The following is a 17,015-nucleotide window of genomic DNA, read 5'->3' on the forward strand; positions in this document are numbered from 1 at the left end:
TCACCCTGGGCCCGTCAAGGGCCTTTTTCCCGGCAAAATCCCTGGCCCGCTCGGGTAACATGGCGGACCGTGCCGCTTGCCGAAAGTGGCACCCGATATGTCAGTGTTTGCGGTAAAAACACTATAAAAATCAACGAGTTAGCCTCGGGCTACGCTCAAGCTCATAAAAACAGGGACAGCCGTGCGTCTCAATTCGATCAAGCTATCAGGTTTCAAGTCATTCGCGGAGCCCACCAATTTTGTGTTACCCGGCCAATTGGTGGGTGTGGTGGGCCCCAACGGTTGCGGCAAGTCCAACATCATGGACGCGGTGCGCTGGGTGCTCGGTGAGAGCAAGGCCTCCGAACTGCGCGGCGAGTCCATGCAGGACGTCATCTTCAACGGCACCACCACGCGCAAGCCGGCCAGCCGCTCCAGCGTGGAACTGGTGTTCGACAATGCCGACCACCGCGCCGGCGGCCAGTGGGGCCAGTTTGTCGAGATCGCCGTCAAGCGCGTGCTGACGCGCGACGGCACCTCCAGCTACTACATCAACAACCAGCCGGTGCGCCGCCGCGACGTGCAGGACGTGTTCCTGGGCACCGGACTGGGCCCGCGCGCCTACGCCATCATCGGCCAGGGCACCATCAGCCGCATCATCGAGTCCAAGCCCGAAGAGCTGCGCCTTTTCCTCGAGGAAGCCGCCGGCGTCTCCAAGTACAAGGAACGCCGCCGCGAGACCGCCAATCGCCTGTCGGACACCCGCGAGAACCTGACCCGCGTCGAAGACATCCTGCGCGAACTCAACGCCAACCTCGACCGGCTCGAAAAGCAGGCCGAAGTGGCCCTGCGCTACAACACCCTGCACGCCGACGCCAGCCTCAAGCAGCACCAGCTGTGGTTCCTGAAGCGCGCCGAGAGCGAGGCCGACCAGGCCAAGGTCAAGGCCGATGCCGAAAAAGCCGTGAACGACCTGGAAAGCCGCGTGGCCGACCTGCGCCACATAGAGGCCGACCTGGAAACCATTCGCCAGGCCCACTATTCGGCCGGCGACCAGGTCAACCAGGCCCAGGGCAAGCTGTATGAAGCCAGTGCCGAAGTCGGCCGGCTGGAAGCCGAGATCCGCTTTGTGGTCGACGGCCGCCAGCGCGTCGAGCAGCGGCTGAACCAGCTCAAGGAACAGACCGCGCAGTGGGCCACCCGCAAGGAAGACGCCGCCGTCGAAACCGAAAGCCTGGCCGCGCAAGCCATCGAGGCCGAGGAAAAGGCCGAACTGCTGGCCGCGCAGACCGAAGAGCACCAGACGCAGCTGCCCGCGCTCGAGGACGCACTGCGCCAGGCCCAGGCCAAGGCCAACGAGCAGCGCGCCAGCGTGGGCCAGGTGCAGCAGCAGATCCAGGTGCTGGCCGCCGACCAGCGCAACATCGAAGAGCAATCGCGCAGCCTGGGCCTGCGGCTTGAAAAACTCACCGCCGACCGCAACGCGCTCAACGCGCCCGACGAAGCCCGCCTGGCTAACCTGAACACCCAGTTCGCCGCCGCGCAGGAAGCCCAGGCCGAAGCTGAAGCCCGCCTGCACGACCTGACCGACAGCGTGCCGCAGCTCGACGAGGAACGCCGCACGCTGCAGCACACCGTCAACACCGAATCCGCCAAGCGCGCCGATCTGTCGGCGCGCATGGAAGCGCTCAAGGCCTTGCAGGAAAAGGTCAAGACCGACGGCAAGCTCAAGCCCTGGCTGGCCAAGCACGGCCTGGACGGCTTGCAGGGCCTGTGGAGCCGCATCCACATCGAACAAGGCTGGGAGAATGCGCTGGAAGCTGCGCTGCGCGAACGCCTGGGCGCGCTCGAAGTCAGCCGGCTCGACATGGTGCGCGGCTTTGCCGGCAGCGACGGGCAGGGCACGCCGCCCGCCAAGCTCGCGTTTTATTCGCCACCCAGCGCCGCCGCGCCCGCGCGCATCAATGCCGCCATCAACCTCAAGCCGCTGACAGAGTTGCTGCGCCTGAACGACGCCGGGCAATCGGCCTTGCTGGGCGACTGGCTCAACGGCTGCTATACCGCCGCCAGCCTGGACGACGCCCTGGCCGCGCGCGACAAGCTGCAGGCCGGCGAGGTGATTTTTGTGCAGAGCGGCCATGCCGTGACGCACCACAGCGTGAGTTTTTACGCCCAGGATTCCGAGCAGGCCGGCCTGCTGGCCCGCGCCCAGGAAATCGAAAACCTCGACAAGCAGCTCAAGGCCCAGGCCTTGATCAGCGAAGAGGCTCGCTCTGCCCTGGTGCGCGCCGAAGCCGCCTACGCCGACGCCGCCCAGCGCCTGGCCACGGCCCGCCGTGAAACCGCCGAAGGCCAGAGCCGCACCCACGAGCTGCAGGTCGAAGTACTGCGCCTCACGCAGCTGGCCGAACAGACCCGCGCGCGCAGCGAACAGATCCAGGCCGACATGGCCGAGATCGAAGCCCAGCTCGGCGAGCTGCAGGAGCGCAAGGTCACGGCCGAGGGCCGCTTTGAAGAGCTCGACATGCAACTGGCCGACAGCCAGGAGCGCCATGCGCAACTCGACGACCGCGTGATCGAAACCGAACGCAAGCTCGGCGAGTCGCGCGAGCAGCAGCGCACGCTGGAGCGCCAGGCCCAGGAAGCCACGTTTGCATTGCGCAGCCTGGCCTCGCGCCGCGAGGAACTGACCCGCTCCATAGCCATCGCCGCGCAGCAGGCCGCCTCCATCGCCAGCGAAGAGGCGCAGGCCCGCGAAGAGCTCACGCGCCTGACCGACGCCGCCGCGCAGGCCGGCCTGCAAAGCGCCCTGAGCGTGAAGCTCGAACGCGAGGCCGACCTGGGCGCCAAGCGCAGCCAGTACGACGACCTGACCAGCAAGCTGCGCGCCAGCGACGAGCGCCGCCTGCAGCTCGAGCGCGAACTCGACCCGCTGCGCCAGCGCATCACCGAATTCCAGCTCAAGGAACAGGCTGCGCGCCTGGGCTTTGAGCAATACGCTCAATTGCTGACCGACGCCCAGGCCGACCTGGCCGCCGTCGAGCAGTCCATCCAGTCCGGCAATGTGCGCCTCACCGGCCTGCAGGGCGAGATCGACCGCATCAATCGCGAAATCCAGTCGCTGGGGGCCGTCAACCTGGCCGCGCTCGACGAACTGAGCACCGCGCGCGAACGCAAGCAGTTCCTCGACGCGCAGTCCGCCGACCTGAACGAAGCCATGACCACGCTGGAAGACGCGATCAAGAAGATCGACATCGAAACGCGCGATCTGCTTTCCAGCACCTTCGAGACGGTGAACGGCCATTTCGGCCGCATGTTCCCCGAGCTCTTCGGCGGCGGCAACGCCAAGCTCATGATGACCGGCGAGGAAATCCTCGACGCCGGCGTGCAGGTGATCGCCCAGCCGCCCGGCAAGAAGAACCAGACCATCCACCTGCTGTCCGGCGGCGAAAAAGCGCTCACGGCCATTGCGCTGGTGTTTGCCATCTTCCAGCTGAATCCCGCGCCTTTCTGTTTGCTGGACGAGGTCGACGCGCCGCTGGACGACGCCAACACCGAGCGCTACGCCAAGCTGGTGCGCTCTATGAGCAAGGAAACCCAGTTCCTGTTCATCAGCCACAACAAGATCGCCATGGAAATGGCCGAGCAGCTGATAGGCGTGACCATGCAGGAGCAGGGCGTTTCGCGCATCGTGGCGGTGGACATGGAAGCCGCCATCGGTTTCGCAGAAGCAGCCTGATCCGAAAATGAGCACTTTGCAGATCAGTCTGGCAGTGGTGGGCGGGCTGGTGCTGGCCGGTGTGGTGGCGCACAGCGCCTGGTCGTCGCGTCGCAACCTGCCCAAGCGCGCCACGCCCGAAGCCGTGCCTACGCCTGAAACGGCTATGCCGGTAGACCGCTCGACCGCCGAAGCGGAAGGCGAGCCAGAGCGTCTGGAGCCCAGCTTCGACGCCGACTCGGGCCTGGCCTCCCTCAGTTCGTTGACCCGGCTCACCACGCCCGAACGCAAGCCCGGGCTGGACATCCTGATCGATGCCATGGCGGCCGTTGCCCTGGACGGTGTAGTTTCGGGCGAAGCCGCGCTGGCCGCCATGCCCAGCACGCGCCGCGCCGGCAGCAAGCCTTTCGGCGTCGAAGGCCTCAGCGTGATCACCGGCGAATGGGAGTTCCCCACGGCCGGCCACCGTTACAGCGCCTTCCAGTGCGGTGTGCAATTGGCCAACCGCACCGGCGCCCTCAATCAGATCGAATACTCCGAGTTCGTCATGAAGGCCCAGGCCTTTGCCGACGCCGTGGGCGGCGAACCCGAGTTTCCCGAAATGCTCGACGAAGTCGCGCGTGCCCGCGAACTCGACCAGTTCGCCAGCGCCCACGACGCGCAGCTGAGTTTCACGCTGCGCGCGGTCAACACCGCCTGGAGCCCGGGCTATGTGCAGCAAAGCGCGGCCCGCCTGGGTTTTGTCGCCGGTTCCATCCCCGGCCGCATGGTGCTGCCGGCCAGCCAGCAAGGCCACGCGCCCATCCTGGGCCTGGCCTTCGACACCCAGGCCGCCATGGCCGAAGACCCCGAACAGACGGCTTTGCGCGAACTCACGCTGTCGCTGGACGTGCCGCAGGTGCTGCGCTCCGAGCAGCCCTTCGCCCGCATGTGCGAAGCCGCGCTGGCCCTGGCCGCCAACATGGACGGCGTGATCATCGACGACAACGGCAACCTGATACGCCCCGAGGCCATGGAAGTCATACACGCCGACCTCGAGCAGCTCTACGACACGTTGGACAGCCGTGATTTGTCGGCGGGTTCGGTGCTGGGACGGCGGCTTTTTTCCTGATTTTCCCCGGCCTCGCGCCCCATTTCGAGTGTTTCCATGGCCACCAAAGACCTGTTTGCGCAGCCCCAACCGTCGCCGCAGCCAACTTCCGCCGCGGCGCGTGCCGCTGCCCTGCGCGCGGAGCTGCATCTGCATGCGCACCGCTATTACGTGCTCGACGAGCCCACGATCCCGGATGCCGAGTACGACAAGCTGTTCAGGGAGCTGCAGGAACTCGAAGCCGCCCACCCCGAACTGCTGACGCCGGACTCGCCGACCCAGCGTGTGGGCGGCAAGCCACTGGACCAGTTCGCCAGCGTGCGCCACAAGCTGCCCATGCTCAGCATACGCACCGAAACCGACACCGAGGCCACCGGCGCGCAGAACTTCGACACCCGTGTGCGCAAGGAACTGGGCCTGGCCGAGTCCGACCCGCCGGTGGAGTACGTGGCGGAACTCAAGTTCGACGGCCTGGCCATGAGCTTGCGTTATGAGAACGGCATCCTGGTGCAGGCCGCCACGCGCGGCGACGGCGAAGTCGGCGAGGACGTCACGCAGAACATCCGCACCATCAACCAGATTCCCCTGCGCCTTCCTGCCGATGCACCGCCGGTGATGGAAGTGCGCGGCGAGGTCTACATGCGCCGCGCGGATTTTGAAGCGCTCAATGAAAAGCAGCGCGAGAAGATCGCGCAAGGCGCCAAGGGCGAAAAAACTTTTGTCAACCCGCGCAATGCGGCGGCCGGCGGCGTGCGCCAGCTGGACCCGGCCCTGGCCGCGCGGCGGCGCCTGAGCTTTTTTGCCTACGGCCTGGGCGAGGTCACGCCGGCGGAAGAGGGCGGCCCGGCCTTCGAGAGCCATTTCCAGATGCTGCTGACGCTGCGTTCCTGGGGTTTCCCGGTGGCGACGCAGACGCAGCTGGCGCAGGGCGCGCCCGAGCTGATTGCCTTCCACCAGGCCATGGGCAAGCAGCGCGACAGCCTGCCTTACGACATCGACGGTGTGGTCTACAAGGTCAACAGCCTGGCGCTGCAAAAGAAAATGGGCTTTGTCTCGCGCGAACCGCGCTGGGCCGTGGCGCACAAATACCCGGCACAAGAACAGCTCACCACCGTGCAGGCCATCGAGGTGCAGGTGGGGCGCACCGGCAAGCTTACGCCGGTGGCCAAGCTGGCGCCGGTGTTCGTGGGTGGCGTCACCGTGACCAATGCCACGCTGCACAACGAAGACGAAGCGCGCCGCAAGGACGTGCGCGTGGGCGACACCGTGATCGTGCGCCGCGCGGGCGACGTGATCCCCGAAGTCGTCAGCGTGCTGCTTGAAAAACGCGTGCAGGACGCACCGCAGTTCAGCATGCCGCGCAAGTGCCCGGTCTGCGGCTCGGACGCCGTGCGCGAGGAAGGCGAAGCCGACTACCGCTGCACCGGCGGCCTGTTCTGCGGCGCCCAGCGCAAGGAGGCCATCCTGCATTACGCGCACCGGCGCGCCGTCGAGGTCGAAGGCCTGGGCGACAAGCTGGTCGAGCAACTGGTGGACGCCAACATCATCCGCACCCTGCCCGATCTTTACAAGCTGGGCCTCACGGCACTGGCCGAGCTGGACCGCATGGCCGAAAAATCGGCCAACAACTTACTCGAAGCACTCGAAAAATCCAAGCAGACGACCTTGCCGCGCTTCCTGTTCGGCCTGGGCATACGCCACGTCGGGGAAGCCACGGCCAAGGAGCTGGCGCGGCATTTCGGCAAGCTCGATGCCATCATGGACGCGACGGAAGAGCAACTGCTGGAAGTCAGCGATGTGGGCCCCATCGTCGCGCAAAGCATTCGCACCTTCTTTGAGCAGCCGCACAACCGCGAAGTGGTCGAGCAACTGCGCGCCTGCGGCGTGACCTGGGAGGAGGGCGAGCCGGCCGCCCGGGCGCCGCAGCCGCTGTCGGGCAAGACCTTTGTCATCACCGGCACCTTGCCGAGCCTGAGCCGCGACGAGGCCAAGGACAAGGTCGAGGCCGCCGGCGGCAAGGTGGCAGGATCGGTCAGCAAGAAGACCGATTACGTGGTGGCCGGCGAGGAGGCCGGCAGCAAGCTGGTCAAGGCGCAAACGCTGGGCGTGCCCGTGATTGACGAGGCGGCGCTGCTGGCCATGCTGGACGGCCCGTCAGAATGACGTTTCCCTGACGATCTTCCCAACGGTGAGCCAGGGTTGCCGCGAGGCCAGCGCCACCGAGTAGCTGTCGCCGGCTTCGGCTTACAGGGCGTTACCGGGGTTTGCACACGGGACGTCAGGCCGGACGTCCGCGCCAAGCGTTGAAAAGACCTGTACACACAGGAGCTTTTCCATGAATAACAAACGTTTGCCCGCCCTGGTGGCGGCCGCCGGCCTGGCTGCCTTGCTGTCCGGCTGCGTCGTCGCCCCCGTCGGCCCTCCCGTGGCGGTTTACCCGTCCCGTCCCGTTTATGTCGAACCCGCCCCCGTTGTGGTGGTGCCCGCGCCCGGCTATTACCGAGGCTGGGGCTACAGGCGCTGGCATTAAGCCAAAAAGGCTTCGCGCCGCCATAATCGGCGCATGACCATTCGCGAAATCCTCAAGATGGGTGACCCGCGGCTGCTGCGTGTCGCCCAGCCCGTCACCGCTTTCGACACCGACGAGCTGCACCTGCTGATCTCGGACATGTTCGACACCATGCGCGCCGTCAACGGCGCGGGCCTGGCGGCGCCGCAGATCGGCGTGGACCTGCAACTGGTGATTTTCGGCACCGATGCGGTGAACCCGCGCTACCCCGACGCGCCGCTGGTGCCGCGCACGGTGCTGCTGAACCCGGTGATCAAGCCCCTGGGCCCCGAGGAAGAGGACGGCTGGGAAGGCTGCCTCTCGGTGCCCGGGCTGCGCGGCGTGGTGCCGCGGTATGCGCGCATCCACTACGCGGGTTTCGACCAGTATGGCGATGCGATAGAACGCACGGTGGAGGGCTTTCATGCGCGTGTGGTGCAGCATGAGTGCGACCACCTGATCGGCACCTTGTACCCCATGCGCATCCGCGATTTCACGCAGTTCGGCTTTACCGAAGTGCTGTTCCCAGGGCTGGACGCGTCGGACGACGACTAAAGCCTGCGCCCCGAGGCGTACACTGGCCCTGGTTGAGGGCTATTTCGCCCCGCTTGAGCGTGTTGTACGCAAGGAAAGTCTTCCGGATGTTGCTCGCTCCCGCGTCGGGAGCAGTTCCCATCACCGGAGCTGCCTCCCCTCCGCCTTACCTGCTCAAGTATGAAACCGTGAGCGGCAGCGGCGACGACCTGCAGTTGCGTTCGCTGCTGGATCGCCAGCAATTCCATGATCCCCTGGGCGAAGCCGAACGCGAAGGAATTTCTTCGTCGGCCTGGCCGATCTTCGGGCTGCTCTGGCCCTCGGGCCGGGTGCTGGCCCATGCCATGCTGACCTTCGAGCTAGAAGGCAAGCGCATCCTGGAGCTGGGCTGCGGCCTGGCGCTGGCCAGCCTGGTCGTGCACAGGCGCGGCGGCAACATCACCGCCAGCGACTGCCATCCGCTGGCGGCGGAGTTCCTGCTCGAGAACCTCAAACTCAACCACTTGCCGGCGATGAAATACCAGACCGGCAACTGGTCGCGCGCGAACCCGCTGCTGGAGCGCTTTGACCTGATCATCGGCAGTGACGTGCTCTACGACCGCGGCCAGCCCGAGGTGCTGTCGCAGTTCATCGAACTGCATGCGTTGCCGCACACCGAGGTGCTGATCGTGGATCCGGACCGGGGCAACCGCGCGAGCTTTAACCGCAGGATGGATGGCTTGGGCTATTCACGCACCGAGACGCGTGTGACCGAATTGCCGGCCGGCGGCAGCTACAAGGGGCGGCTGCTGCGCTACCTGCGCGAACCGGTTCTTTGACGCTCAGGTATTGAGCGCTTCGAGCAATTCCGTCTCGATCGCAATCTGCGCCTTGTTGTGCTGCAGCTCGGGTCCGTCGATCAAAAAAGTGTCTTCCACGCGCTCGCCCAGGGTACTGACCTTGGCCAGCTGCAGGTTGATACGGTGGCGCGCCAGCACCCGCGCGATGCGGTAGAGCAGGCCCACGCGGTCGCTGGCCGAGACGCTGAGCAGCCAGCGCTGGGCTTTTTCGTCGGGCCGCAGGTCCACGCGCGGCGCGATCGGGAAACTCTTGACGCGGCGCGACACACGGCCCTTGCCGGGCGGGGGCAACGGCCCGGGTTCCTCGATGGTGCGGTCCAGGTCGGCCTCCACCATGGCCGCGAGTTCGCGGTAGTGGTCGGCCAGCGTCGGGCTCACGACCTGGAAGGTGTCCAGCGCATAGCCGTTCTGGGCGGTGTGAATCTTGGCGTCCAGGATGCTGAAGCCGGCTTCGTCGAAGTAGCCGCAGATGCGCGCGAACAGGTCGGGTGCGTCGGGCGTGTAGACCAGCACCTGCATGCCTTCGCCTGCCGAGGAGCGCCGCGCGCGTACGATGGCCTTGGCCTTGCCGACATGGCGCGAAAGCTGGCGCGCATGCCAGGCGATGTCGGAGGCCTCGTGGCGCATGAAATAGCTGACGTCCAGCGTGTCCCACAGCGCCTTGTGCGCCTCGAAGGGTTCGGCGTGCAGGGCCAGGGTGGTCAGGGCCTCGCGCTTGCGGGCCTCGACTTCGGCGTCCGCGTCGGGTGCGCGGCCGCCCAGCACGCGCAGGGTGTAGCGGTACAGGTCTTCCAGCAGCTTGCCTTTCCAGGCATTCCAGACCTTGGGACTGGTGCCGCGTATATCGGCCACCGTCAGCAGGTAGAGCGCCGTCAGGTAGCGCTCGTTGCCCACGCGTTTGGCGAATGCCGCGATGACTTCCGGGTCGCTGAGGTCTTCCTTTTGCGCGATGCGGCTCATGCTCAGGTGCTCGCCGACCAGGAACTCGATCAGTTTGGCGTCTTCGGCGGCGATGCCGTGCTGGCGGCAGAAAATGTGCACGTCCTTGCAGCCCAGCTCGGAATGGTCACCACCGCGGCCCTTGGCAATGTCGTGGAACAGCGCGGCGATGTAGAGGATCCAGGGCTTGTCCCAGCCGCCCGCGAGCTGCGAGCACATCGGGTACTCGTGCGAATGCTCGGCCATGAAGAAGCGCCGCACGTTGCGCAGCACCATCAGGATGTGCTGGTCCACCGTGTAGACGTGGAACAGGTCGTGCTGCATCTGCCCGACGATCTTGCGGAAGATCCAGAGGTAGCGGCCCAGCACCGAGGTCTGGTTCATCAGCCGCATCGCATGCGTGATGCCCTCGGGCTGCTGCAGGATGCGGCGGAAGGTGTCGCGGTTGACCGGGTCGCTGCGGAACTTGCTGTTCATCAGGCCGCGGGCGTTGTAGAGGGCGCGCAGGGTGCGCGCCGACAGGCCTTTGATGCCGACGGTGGTCTCGTAGACCAGAAAAGTTTCGAGGATGGCGTGCGGCTCACGCGCGTACAGGTCGTCGCTGGCCACCTCCAGCATGCCGGCCTTGTCGCAAAAGCGCTCGTTGATGGGCCGCAGCGGGTAGGTGTTGGGGTTCAGCCGCTCCTCGATGTTGAGCAGCAGGATCTGGTTGAGCTGGGTGACGGCTTTGGCGGCCCAGTAGTAGCGCTTCATGAGCGCCTCGCTGGCGCGGCGCGGCAGCTTGCTGCCGTCGTCGGCCTCGGCCGAATAACCAAAGGATTCGGCCACGGCGGTCTGCAGGTCGAACACCAGCCGGTCCTCGCGGCGCCCGGCGATCAGGTGCAGGCGGGCGCGTATCAGGCTCAGCAGTGCCTCGTTGGCCTTGATCTGCCGCACCTCAAAGGGCGTGGCCAGGCCCTTGCGGGCCAGGTCGTCCCAGGATTTGCCCAGGCCGGCGGCGCGCGCCACCCAGAGGATCACCTGCAGGTCGCGCAGGCCGCCCGGCGATTCCTTGCAGTTGGGCTCCAGGGAGTAGGGCGTGTTCTCGAACTTGTTGTGGCGCTGGCGCAGTTCCAGGGTCTTGGCCACGTAAAAGGCCTGCGGGTCCAGCACGGTGGCCAGGCGTTTTTGCAGTTGCTGGAAGTTCTTTTTGGACCCGGCGACCAGGCGCGCTTCCAGCAGCGAGGTCTGCACCGTGACGTCCTTGGAGGCTTCCTCGACACAGCCGGAAGCGGTGCGCACGCTGGAGCCTATTTCCAGGCCGACATCCCAACAGGCGCCGATAAAACGCTCGACCTTGGCTTTCAGGGCCGGGTCGGCGTCGACGTCGGCGTTGTCCGGCAGCAGCAGCAGCACGTCCACGTCCGAATGGGGAAACAGCTCGCCGCGGCCGAAACCACCGGCGGCGACCAGGCAGGCCGCGGCCGGAAAGCCGGCGCCGTCCCAGAGCGCCTGCAACGTGGCGTCGGCGTGGCGGGCGAATTTTTGCAGCAGGCTGTGGATGCCGCGCGAAGAGGCACCGCTGGCGGCCAGCGAAGCCAGCAGGGCGGCTTTGCCGGCCTTGTACTGCTCGCGCAGCGGGGCCAGGTCGGCCGTGTCAGGGGACGCGCGCGGTACGGGCACTGGTGCCCCGCTCAGGCGCTGACCGTGGCCTGGAGCTGGCTTTGCTGCGGCACAAAGGCCGGAATCGGCGGGCTGCCGGCGGACAGGGTCAGCACCTCATAGCCGGTCTCGGTCACCAGGATGGTGTGTTCCCACTGGGCGGACAGCGAATGGTCGCGTGTCACGATGCTCCAGCCGTCTTTTTCCGGGCCGTCCTTGATGTCGCGCTTGCCGGCGTTGATCATGGGCTCGATGGTGAAGGTCATGCCGGGCACCAGCTCTTCGAGCGTGCCGGGGCGGCCGTAATGCAGCACTTGCGGTTCTTCATGGAAGTTTTTGCCGATGCCATGGCCGCAGAATTCGCGCACCACCGAAAAACCCTGCTTTTCGGCGAAAGCCTGGATCGCGAAGCCGATATCGCCCAGGCGCACGCCGGGTTTGACGCGCATGATGCCCTGCCACATGGCTTCGTAAGTGATGTGGCACAGCCGCTTGGCGGCAATCGAGGCCTCGCCGACCAGGTACATGCGGCTGTTGTCGCCGTGCCAGCCGTCCTTGGTGATCACCGTCACGTCGATATTGACGATGTCGCCCTTTTTCAGCGGTTTGTCGTTGGGGATGCCGTGGCAGACCTGATGGTTGACCGAGGTGCACAGCGATTTGGGGTAGGGCACATAGCCCGGGGGGCCGTAGCCCAGGGTGGCGGGGATGGTGCCCTGGACCTGGGTCATGTAGTCGTGGGCCAGGCGGTCGATTTCATTGGTGGTCACGCCCGGTTTCACGAAGGGGGCGAGGTAGTCCAGCACTTCGGAAGCCAGCCTGCCGGCCAGGCGCATGCCTTCGATCCCGTCAGCATCTTTGTAAGTAATACTCATGGCCCCGATTATCCCACCGCGCCCACAGGCATGCATTTTCAGCATGGGGCCAAGGGCTTTTGCGTTTTTGGCCCGAATGAAGCGCGAAAGTGCTCGTTGACGATGTGCGGCAGGCGCGGCAAGCCCCCAGTCGCTGATAAAATTACGGGTTAACGCGTACCCCGCAAAACCCGGCCCCACCAGGCGCTTGCAGGCGGTGTTAACCCCCCCAAAACAGCCATGAGCTGCCCACTTCCCACTACAAGGCCACCGCTACCGTGACCCTGCACCTGACGACTTTTGAGGGCGAACCCCACGGGATCAGCGCCCTCAGCGACTTCCGCGTCCAGCAACTCCTTCCCCGCCTGCAAGCCATCCATGACAAGATCGTGGGTATCAGCGCCCGCTTTGTGCACCTGGTGGCGACCGAGTCGCCGCCCTCAGAGGCCGCCAAAACCCAGCTCGCGGCGCTGCTCACTTACGGCGAACCCTGCCCGCCGGCCGAGGGCAAGGCCGGCGATGCCCTGGCCTTTATCGTTTCCCCGCGTTTCGGCACCGTCTCGCCCTGGGCTTCCAAGGCCACGGACATCGCCCACAACTGCGGCCTGGCCGTCAAGCGCGTCGAACGCATCACCGAATACCGCGTCACGCTGAAAACCGGCTTCTTCAGCAAGACAGCCCTGAGCGCCGCCCAGCGCGAGCAGGTCGCCGGCCTGCTGCATGACCGCATGACCGAAAGCGTGATGTTCGACCGCGCGGAAGCCGCGGGCCTGTTCACCGAGCTGCAGGGCGCGCCGCTGCAAACGATTGACGTGCTGGCCGGCGGCAAGGCCGCCCTCGAAAAAGCCAACGCCGAGTTCGGCCTGGCCCTGGCCGCCGACGAGATCGACTACCTGGTCAACGCCTTTACGCAACTGAAGCGCAACCCGACCGACGTCGAACTCATGATGTTCGCCCAGGCCAACAGCGAGCACTGCCGCCACAAGATCTTCAACGCCGACTTCACGATTGACGGCGTGCCGCAGGAAAAAAGCCTGTTCGGCATGATCCGCAACACCGAAAAGCTGCACCCCCAGCACACGGTGGTGGCCTATTCGGACAACGCCTCCGTCATGGAAGGCTACAAAACCCAGCGCTTTTACGCCAAACCGGCTGAATCCACCGGTCGCCAGACCTACAGCGCCACCGACGACGTGCAGATGCACGTCCTCATGAAGGTCGAGACGCACAACCACCCGACGGCGATTTCGCCGTTTCCGGGCGCCTCCACCGGCGCGGGCGGCGAGATCCGCGACGAGGGCGCGACCGGTCGCGGCTCCAAGCCCAAGGCCGGCCTGACCGGTTTCACGGTCTCCAAATTGTTTGACGGCGACTACGGCAAGCCCGAACACATCGCCAGCCCGCTGCAGATCATGACCGAAGGCCCGCTGGGCGGCGCGGCTTTCAACAACGAGTTCGGCCGTCCCAATCTGAACGGCTACTTCCGCGAATACGAACAGACCGTGGGCGGCCAGCGCTGGGGTTACCACAAGCCCATCATGATCGCGGGCGGCGTCGGCACGATTGACGCGGCGCTGACCAAAAAGATTTTGTTCCCGGCCGGCACGCTGCTGATCCAGCTGGGCGGCCCCGGCATGCGCATCGGCATGGGGGGCAGTGCGGCCAGCTCCATGGCCTCGGGCGCCAACGCGGCCCAGCTCGACTTCGATTCGGTGCAGCGCGGCAATCCCGAGATTGAGCGCCGGGCCCAGGAAGTCATCAACCAGTGCGCCCAGCTCGGTGCGGCCAACCCGATTTTGGCGATCCACGACGTGGGCGCCGGCGGTTTGTCCAACGCTTTCCCCGAACTCGTGAACGACGCCGGGCGCGGCGCGAAGTTCGATCTGCGTGCCGTGCCGCTCGAAGAAAGCGGCCTCTCGCCCAAGGAAATCTGGAGCAACGAGAGCCAGGAGCGCTACGTGATGGCGGTCGCGCCTGAATCGCTGCCGCAGTTCCAGGCTTTCTGTGAGCGTGAGCGTTGCCCCTTCGCCGTGATCGGCGTGGCGACCGAAGAGAAGCAGCTGGTGCTGTCCGACAAGGATGCGGCCGCTCCCGTGGATATGCCCATGAACGTGCTGCTGGGCAAACCGCCCAAGATGCACCGCGACGTCAAGTCCGTCAAACAATCGATCAAGCCCATAGACCTGACCGGCGTGGATCTGCAGCAAAGCGCGATCGCCGTGCTGGGCCACCCGACGGTCGCTTCCAAGCGCTTTTTGATCACCATCGGCGACCGCACCGTGAGCGGCCTCACGCACCGCGACCAGATGGTCGGCCCCTGGCAGGTGCCGGTGGCTGACTGCGCGGTCACGCTGGCCGACTACAGCGGTTTTGCCGGCGAGGCCATGAGCATGGGCGAACGCACGCCGCTGGCCACCGTCAACGCGGCCGCCTCCGGCCGCATGGCGGTTGCCGAGGCCATCACCAACCTGTTGGCCGCACCGATTGAACTGCCGCGCGTGAAGCTCTCGGCCAACTGGATGGCCGCCTGCGGCGAACCCGGCCAGGATGCCGCGCTCTACGAAACCGTCAAGGCCGTGGGCATGGAGCTGTGCCCGGCGCTGGGCGTGTCGATTCCCGTCGGCAAGGATTCCCTGTCCATGCGCACCGTGTGGAGCGAGGGCGACGCCGGCAAGAAGGTCACCTCGCCGGTCTCGCTGATCGTGAGCGCCTTCGCCACGCTGCCCGACGTGCGCGGTACGCTGACGCCGCAACTGGACCGCGAAGAGGCCGACAGCACACTGATCCTGGTCGACCTCGGCAAGGGCAAAAACCGCATGGGCGGCTCCATCCTCGCGCAGACGCTCAACAAGGAAGAGGGTGAGGTGCCCGACCTCGACGACCCGAAAGACCTGGTCAATCTCGTCAACGCCGTCAATGCGCTGCGTAAAGAAGGCAAGCTGATGGCTTACCACGACCGCAGCGACGGCGGCCTGTTCGCCGCGGTCTGTGAGATGGGTTTTGCCGGCAACGTGGGCGTGTCGCTCAACATCGACATGCTGCTGGTCGAAGGCGACGGCATTTCCGACAGCCGCATGGACACCGGCGACAGCAAGAACTGGGCAAGCCAGGTCGGTGCGCGCCGCGAAGAACTCACGCTCAAGGCGCTGTTCAACGAAGAATTGGGCGCTGTCATCCAGGTGGCCACCGCCGCGCGCAATGAAGTCATGCAGACCCTGCGTGAGCACGGCCTGTCCAAATTCAGCCACTTCATCGGCAAGACCCGTCCGCAACACGCCTCGCTCGAGGTCGGCAAGGGCGAGATCCAGGTCTGGCGCGACACCAAGGCGGTGTTTTCGGCCAAGCTGCAGGACCTGCACCAGGTCTGGGACTCCGTCAGCTGGAAGATCTGCCAGCAGCGCGACAACCCCGATTGCGCCAACGCCGAGCACGCGGCCGCCGGCAACCCCGCCGATCCGGGCCTGCATGTGCAGTTGACGTTTGACCCGGCCAAGCTGCCTGCCGCCCCCGCGCTCAACCTGTCGGCCCGCCCGCGCGTCGCGGTGCTGCGTGAGCAGGGCGTCAATTCGCATGTGGAAATGGCTTACGTCTTCACCGAAGCCGGTTTTGAAGCCTGCGACGTGCACATGACCGACCTGCAGACCGGCCGCGCCAAACTGGCCGACTTCAAGGGCATCGTGGCCTGCGGCGGTTTCAGCTACGGCGACACGCTGGGGGCCGGCGTAGGCTGGGCGCGCTCTGTCACCTTCAACCCGGTGCTGTCCGAGGAGTTCAAGGCCTTCTTCGCACGGCAAGACACCTTCGGCCTGGGCGTGTGCAACGGCTGCCAGATGTTTGCCGAACTGGCCGACATCATTCCCGGCGCAGAAGCCTGGCCGCGCTTCACCACCAACCGCAGCGAGCGCTTCGAGGCGCGCCTGAGCATGGTCGAGGTGCTGGAATCGCCCAGCATCTTCCTGCAGGGCATGGCCGGCAGCCGCCTGCCGATCGCGGTCGCGCACGGTGAGGGGTATGCCAATTTTTCCTTCCGCGGCGATGCGTCCAAGGCGATTGCCGCAATGCGTTTCACCGACAACCACGGCAAGGCGACGGAAGCCTACCCGGCCAACCCCAACGGCAGCGCCGGCGGCCTGACGGCCGTGACCACGGCTGACGGCCGCTTCACGGCCATGATGCCGCACCCCGAGCGGGTGTTCCGCAACATCCAGAAAAGCTGGACGTCGGGCAACGCCGGCGAGCGCAGCCCGTGGATGAGCCTATGGCACAACGCGCGCAAGTGGGTGGGCTGAACAACTACGCAAACCTGGGGAGGGTGACCATGAATCGATTACTCAAACGCGCCTTCATCGCCGTCCTCACCGGACTGCTCGCCTGCGGCGCTTTCGCCGCCGACATGCGCGTGGCGCTGCCCGATCGGCCGGCGCTGGTCATCCCGCTTCCTGTGGGCTGGCGGGGCCAGGTTAGGCGCGCTGTACCTGATCTGCCACCCACCATCATGCTGTCGTCCATCACCGAGAAGAACTTCACGGTCATGATCACGCCGATCTGGCTGCGCAGCGCCGACGCCAAGCCACTGACGCCGGACTCCCTGCGGGCGATGGTAGCCGCCGCAGCCCAAAATGCCAGGCCGCAGGCTGTTGAGGCGGACCTTCCGGTGCGTGACTTACCGGGCCAGGGCTTGTTCGGCGCCTACTTTTCAGCCACCGACAAGGCGCCCAAGCCCGGTGAATACCGCAACCTGACCCAGGGCATGGTGGCAATCGGTGAACTGCACGTGGGCTTCACCATCCTGAGCAATGGCGACGCAGCGGCGGTCAATGGGCCCGCGCTGCAGATGCTGCAATCCTTGCGACGGGATTGATTTCCCGGCCTT

The 17,015-nt window shown here is 65.8% G+C and carries 10 protein-coding genes; 8 read left to right on the forward strand and 2 right to left on the reverse strand.

Annotated features, from left to right (window positions below; all coding sequences use genetic code 11):
• The first annotated feature begins 181 nt into the window (after positions 1-181).
• The 6 genes from smc (at position 182) to ACSQ27_RS06130 (ending at position 8,687) form a co-directional block, all read left to right on the forward strand.
• A complete protein-coding gene (smc, locus tag ACSQ27_RS06105) occupies positions 182-3,718 on the forward strand; it encodes a chromosome segregation protein SMC (protein ID WP_436154567.1) in 3,537 nt (1,178 codons plus the stop codon).
• Between the two features lie 7 nt (positions 3,719-3,725).
• Positions 3,726-4,808 (forward strand): cell division protein ZipA C-terminal FtsZ-binding domain-containing protein, encoded by a 1,083-nt coding sequence (locus tag ACSQ27_RS06110; protein ID WP_436154568.1) that lies wholly within the window; start codon positions 3,726-3,728, stop codon positions 4,806-4,808.
• Positions 4,809-4,844: 36 nt separating this feature from the next.
• A complete protein-coding gene (ligA, locus tag ACSQ27_RS06115; protein WP_436154569.1) occupies positions 4,845-6,950 on the forward strand; it encodes an NAD-dependent DNA ligase LigA in 2,106 nt (701 codons plus the stop codon).
• A gap of 172 nt (positions 6,951-7,122) precedes the next feature.
• Positions 7,123-7,317, forward strand: a complete 195-nt coding sequence (locus ACSQ27_RS06120; RefSeq protein ID WP_436154570.1) for a hypothetical protein — start codon at positions 7,123-7,125, stop codon at positions 7,315-7,317.
• Between the two features lie 33 nt (positions 7,318-7,350).
• Entirely contained in the window at positions 7,351-7,890 is a 540-nt protein-coding gene (def, locus tag ACSQ27_RS06125; RefSeq protein WP_436154571.1) for a peptide deformylase, read from the forward strand.
• A gap of 86 nt (positions 7,891-7,976) precedes the next feature.
• On the forward strand, positions 7,977-8,687 hold the full coding sequence (locus ACSQ27_RS06130; protein ID WP_436154572.1) for a class I SAM-dependent methyltransferase: 711 nt from the start codon (positions 7,977-7,979) through the stop codon (positions 8,685-8,687).
• A gap of 3 nt (positions 8,688-8,690) precedes the next feature.
• On the opposite strand, the gene ACSQ27_RS06135 is transcribed toward ACSQ27_RS06130, so the two are convergent.
• Together ACSQ27_RS06135 and map are read right to left on the reverse strand one after the other, a co-directional pair.
• Positions 8,691-11,309 (reverse strand): [protein-PII] uridylyltransferase, encoded by a 2,619-nt coding sequence (locus tag ACSQ27_RS06135; RefSeq protein ID WP_436154573.1) that lies wholly within the window; start codon positions 11,307-11,309, stop codon positions 8,691-8,693.
• Positions 11,310-11,320: 11 nt separating this feature from the next.
• Positions 11,321-12,163: a type I methionyl aminopeptidase gene (map, locus tag ACSQ27_RS06140; protein ID WP_436154574.1), complete on the reverse strand. Its 843-nt coding sequence runs from the start codon at positions 12,161-12,163 to the stop codon at positions 11,321-11,323.
• Positions 12,164-12,420: 257 nt separating this feature from the next.
• Here map and purL point away from each other — a divergent pair, with 257 nt between their 5' ends.
• Both purL and ACSQ27_RS06150 read left to right on the forward strand, forming a co-directional pair.
• Complete coding sequence (purL, locus tag ACSQ27_RS06145) at positions 12,421-16,431, forward strand: phosphoribosylformylglycinamidine synthase (RefSeq protein ID WP_436154575.1); 4,011 nt, start codon at positions 12,421-12,423, stop codon at positions 16,429-16,431.
• A gap of 29 nt (positions 16,432-16,460) precedes the next feature.
• Positions 16,461-17,003, forward strand: a complete 543-nt coding sequence (locus ACSQ27_RS06150; protein ID WP_436154576.1) for a hypothetical protein — start codon at positions 16,461-16,463, stop codon at positions 17,001-17,003.
• The last annotated feature ends 12 nt before the right edge of the window (positions 17,004-17,015 follow it).

Source organism: Polaromonas sp. LjRoot131 (assembly GCF_964252805.1).
Taxonomy (GTDB): domain Bacteria; phylum Pseudomonadota; class Gammaproteobacteria; order Burkholderiales; family Burkholderiaceae_C; genus Polaromonas.

What these genes read in the sequence shown, in the direction of transcription:
- ACSQ27_RS06110 (WP_436154568.1), top strand. Translation starts at nt 3,726, where the DNA reads ATGAGCACTTTGCAGATCAGTCTGGCAGTGGTGGGCGGGCTGGTGCTG.
- ligA (WP_436154569.1), top strand. Translation starts at nt 4,845, where the DNA reads ATGGCCACCAAAGACCTGTTTGCGCAGCCCCAACCGTCGCCGCAGCCA.
- ACSQ27_RS06120 (WP_436154570.1), top strand. Translation starts at nt 7,123, where the DNA reads ATGAATAACAAACGTTTGCCCGCCCTGGTGGCGGCCGCCGGCCTGGCT.
- def (WP_436154571.1), top strand. Translation starts at nt 7,351, where the DNA reads ATGACCATTCGCGAAATCCTCAAGATGGGTGACCCGCGGCTGCTGCGT.
- ACSQ27_RS06130 (WP_436154572.1), top strand. Translation starts at nt 7,977, where the DNA reads ATGTTGCTCGCTCCCGCGTCGGGAGCAGTTCCCATCACCGGAGCTGCC.
- map (WP_436154574.1), bottom strand. Translation starts at nt 12,163, where the DNA reads ATGAGTATTACTTACAAAGATGCTGACGGGATCGAAGGCATGCGCCTG.
- ACSQ27_RS06150 (WP_436154576.1), top strand. Translation starts at nt 16,461, where the DNA reads ATGAATCGATTACTCAAACGCGCCTTCATCGCCGTCCTCACCGGACTG.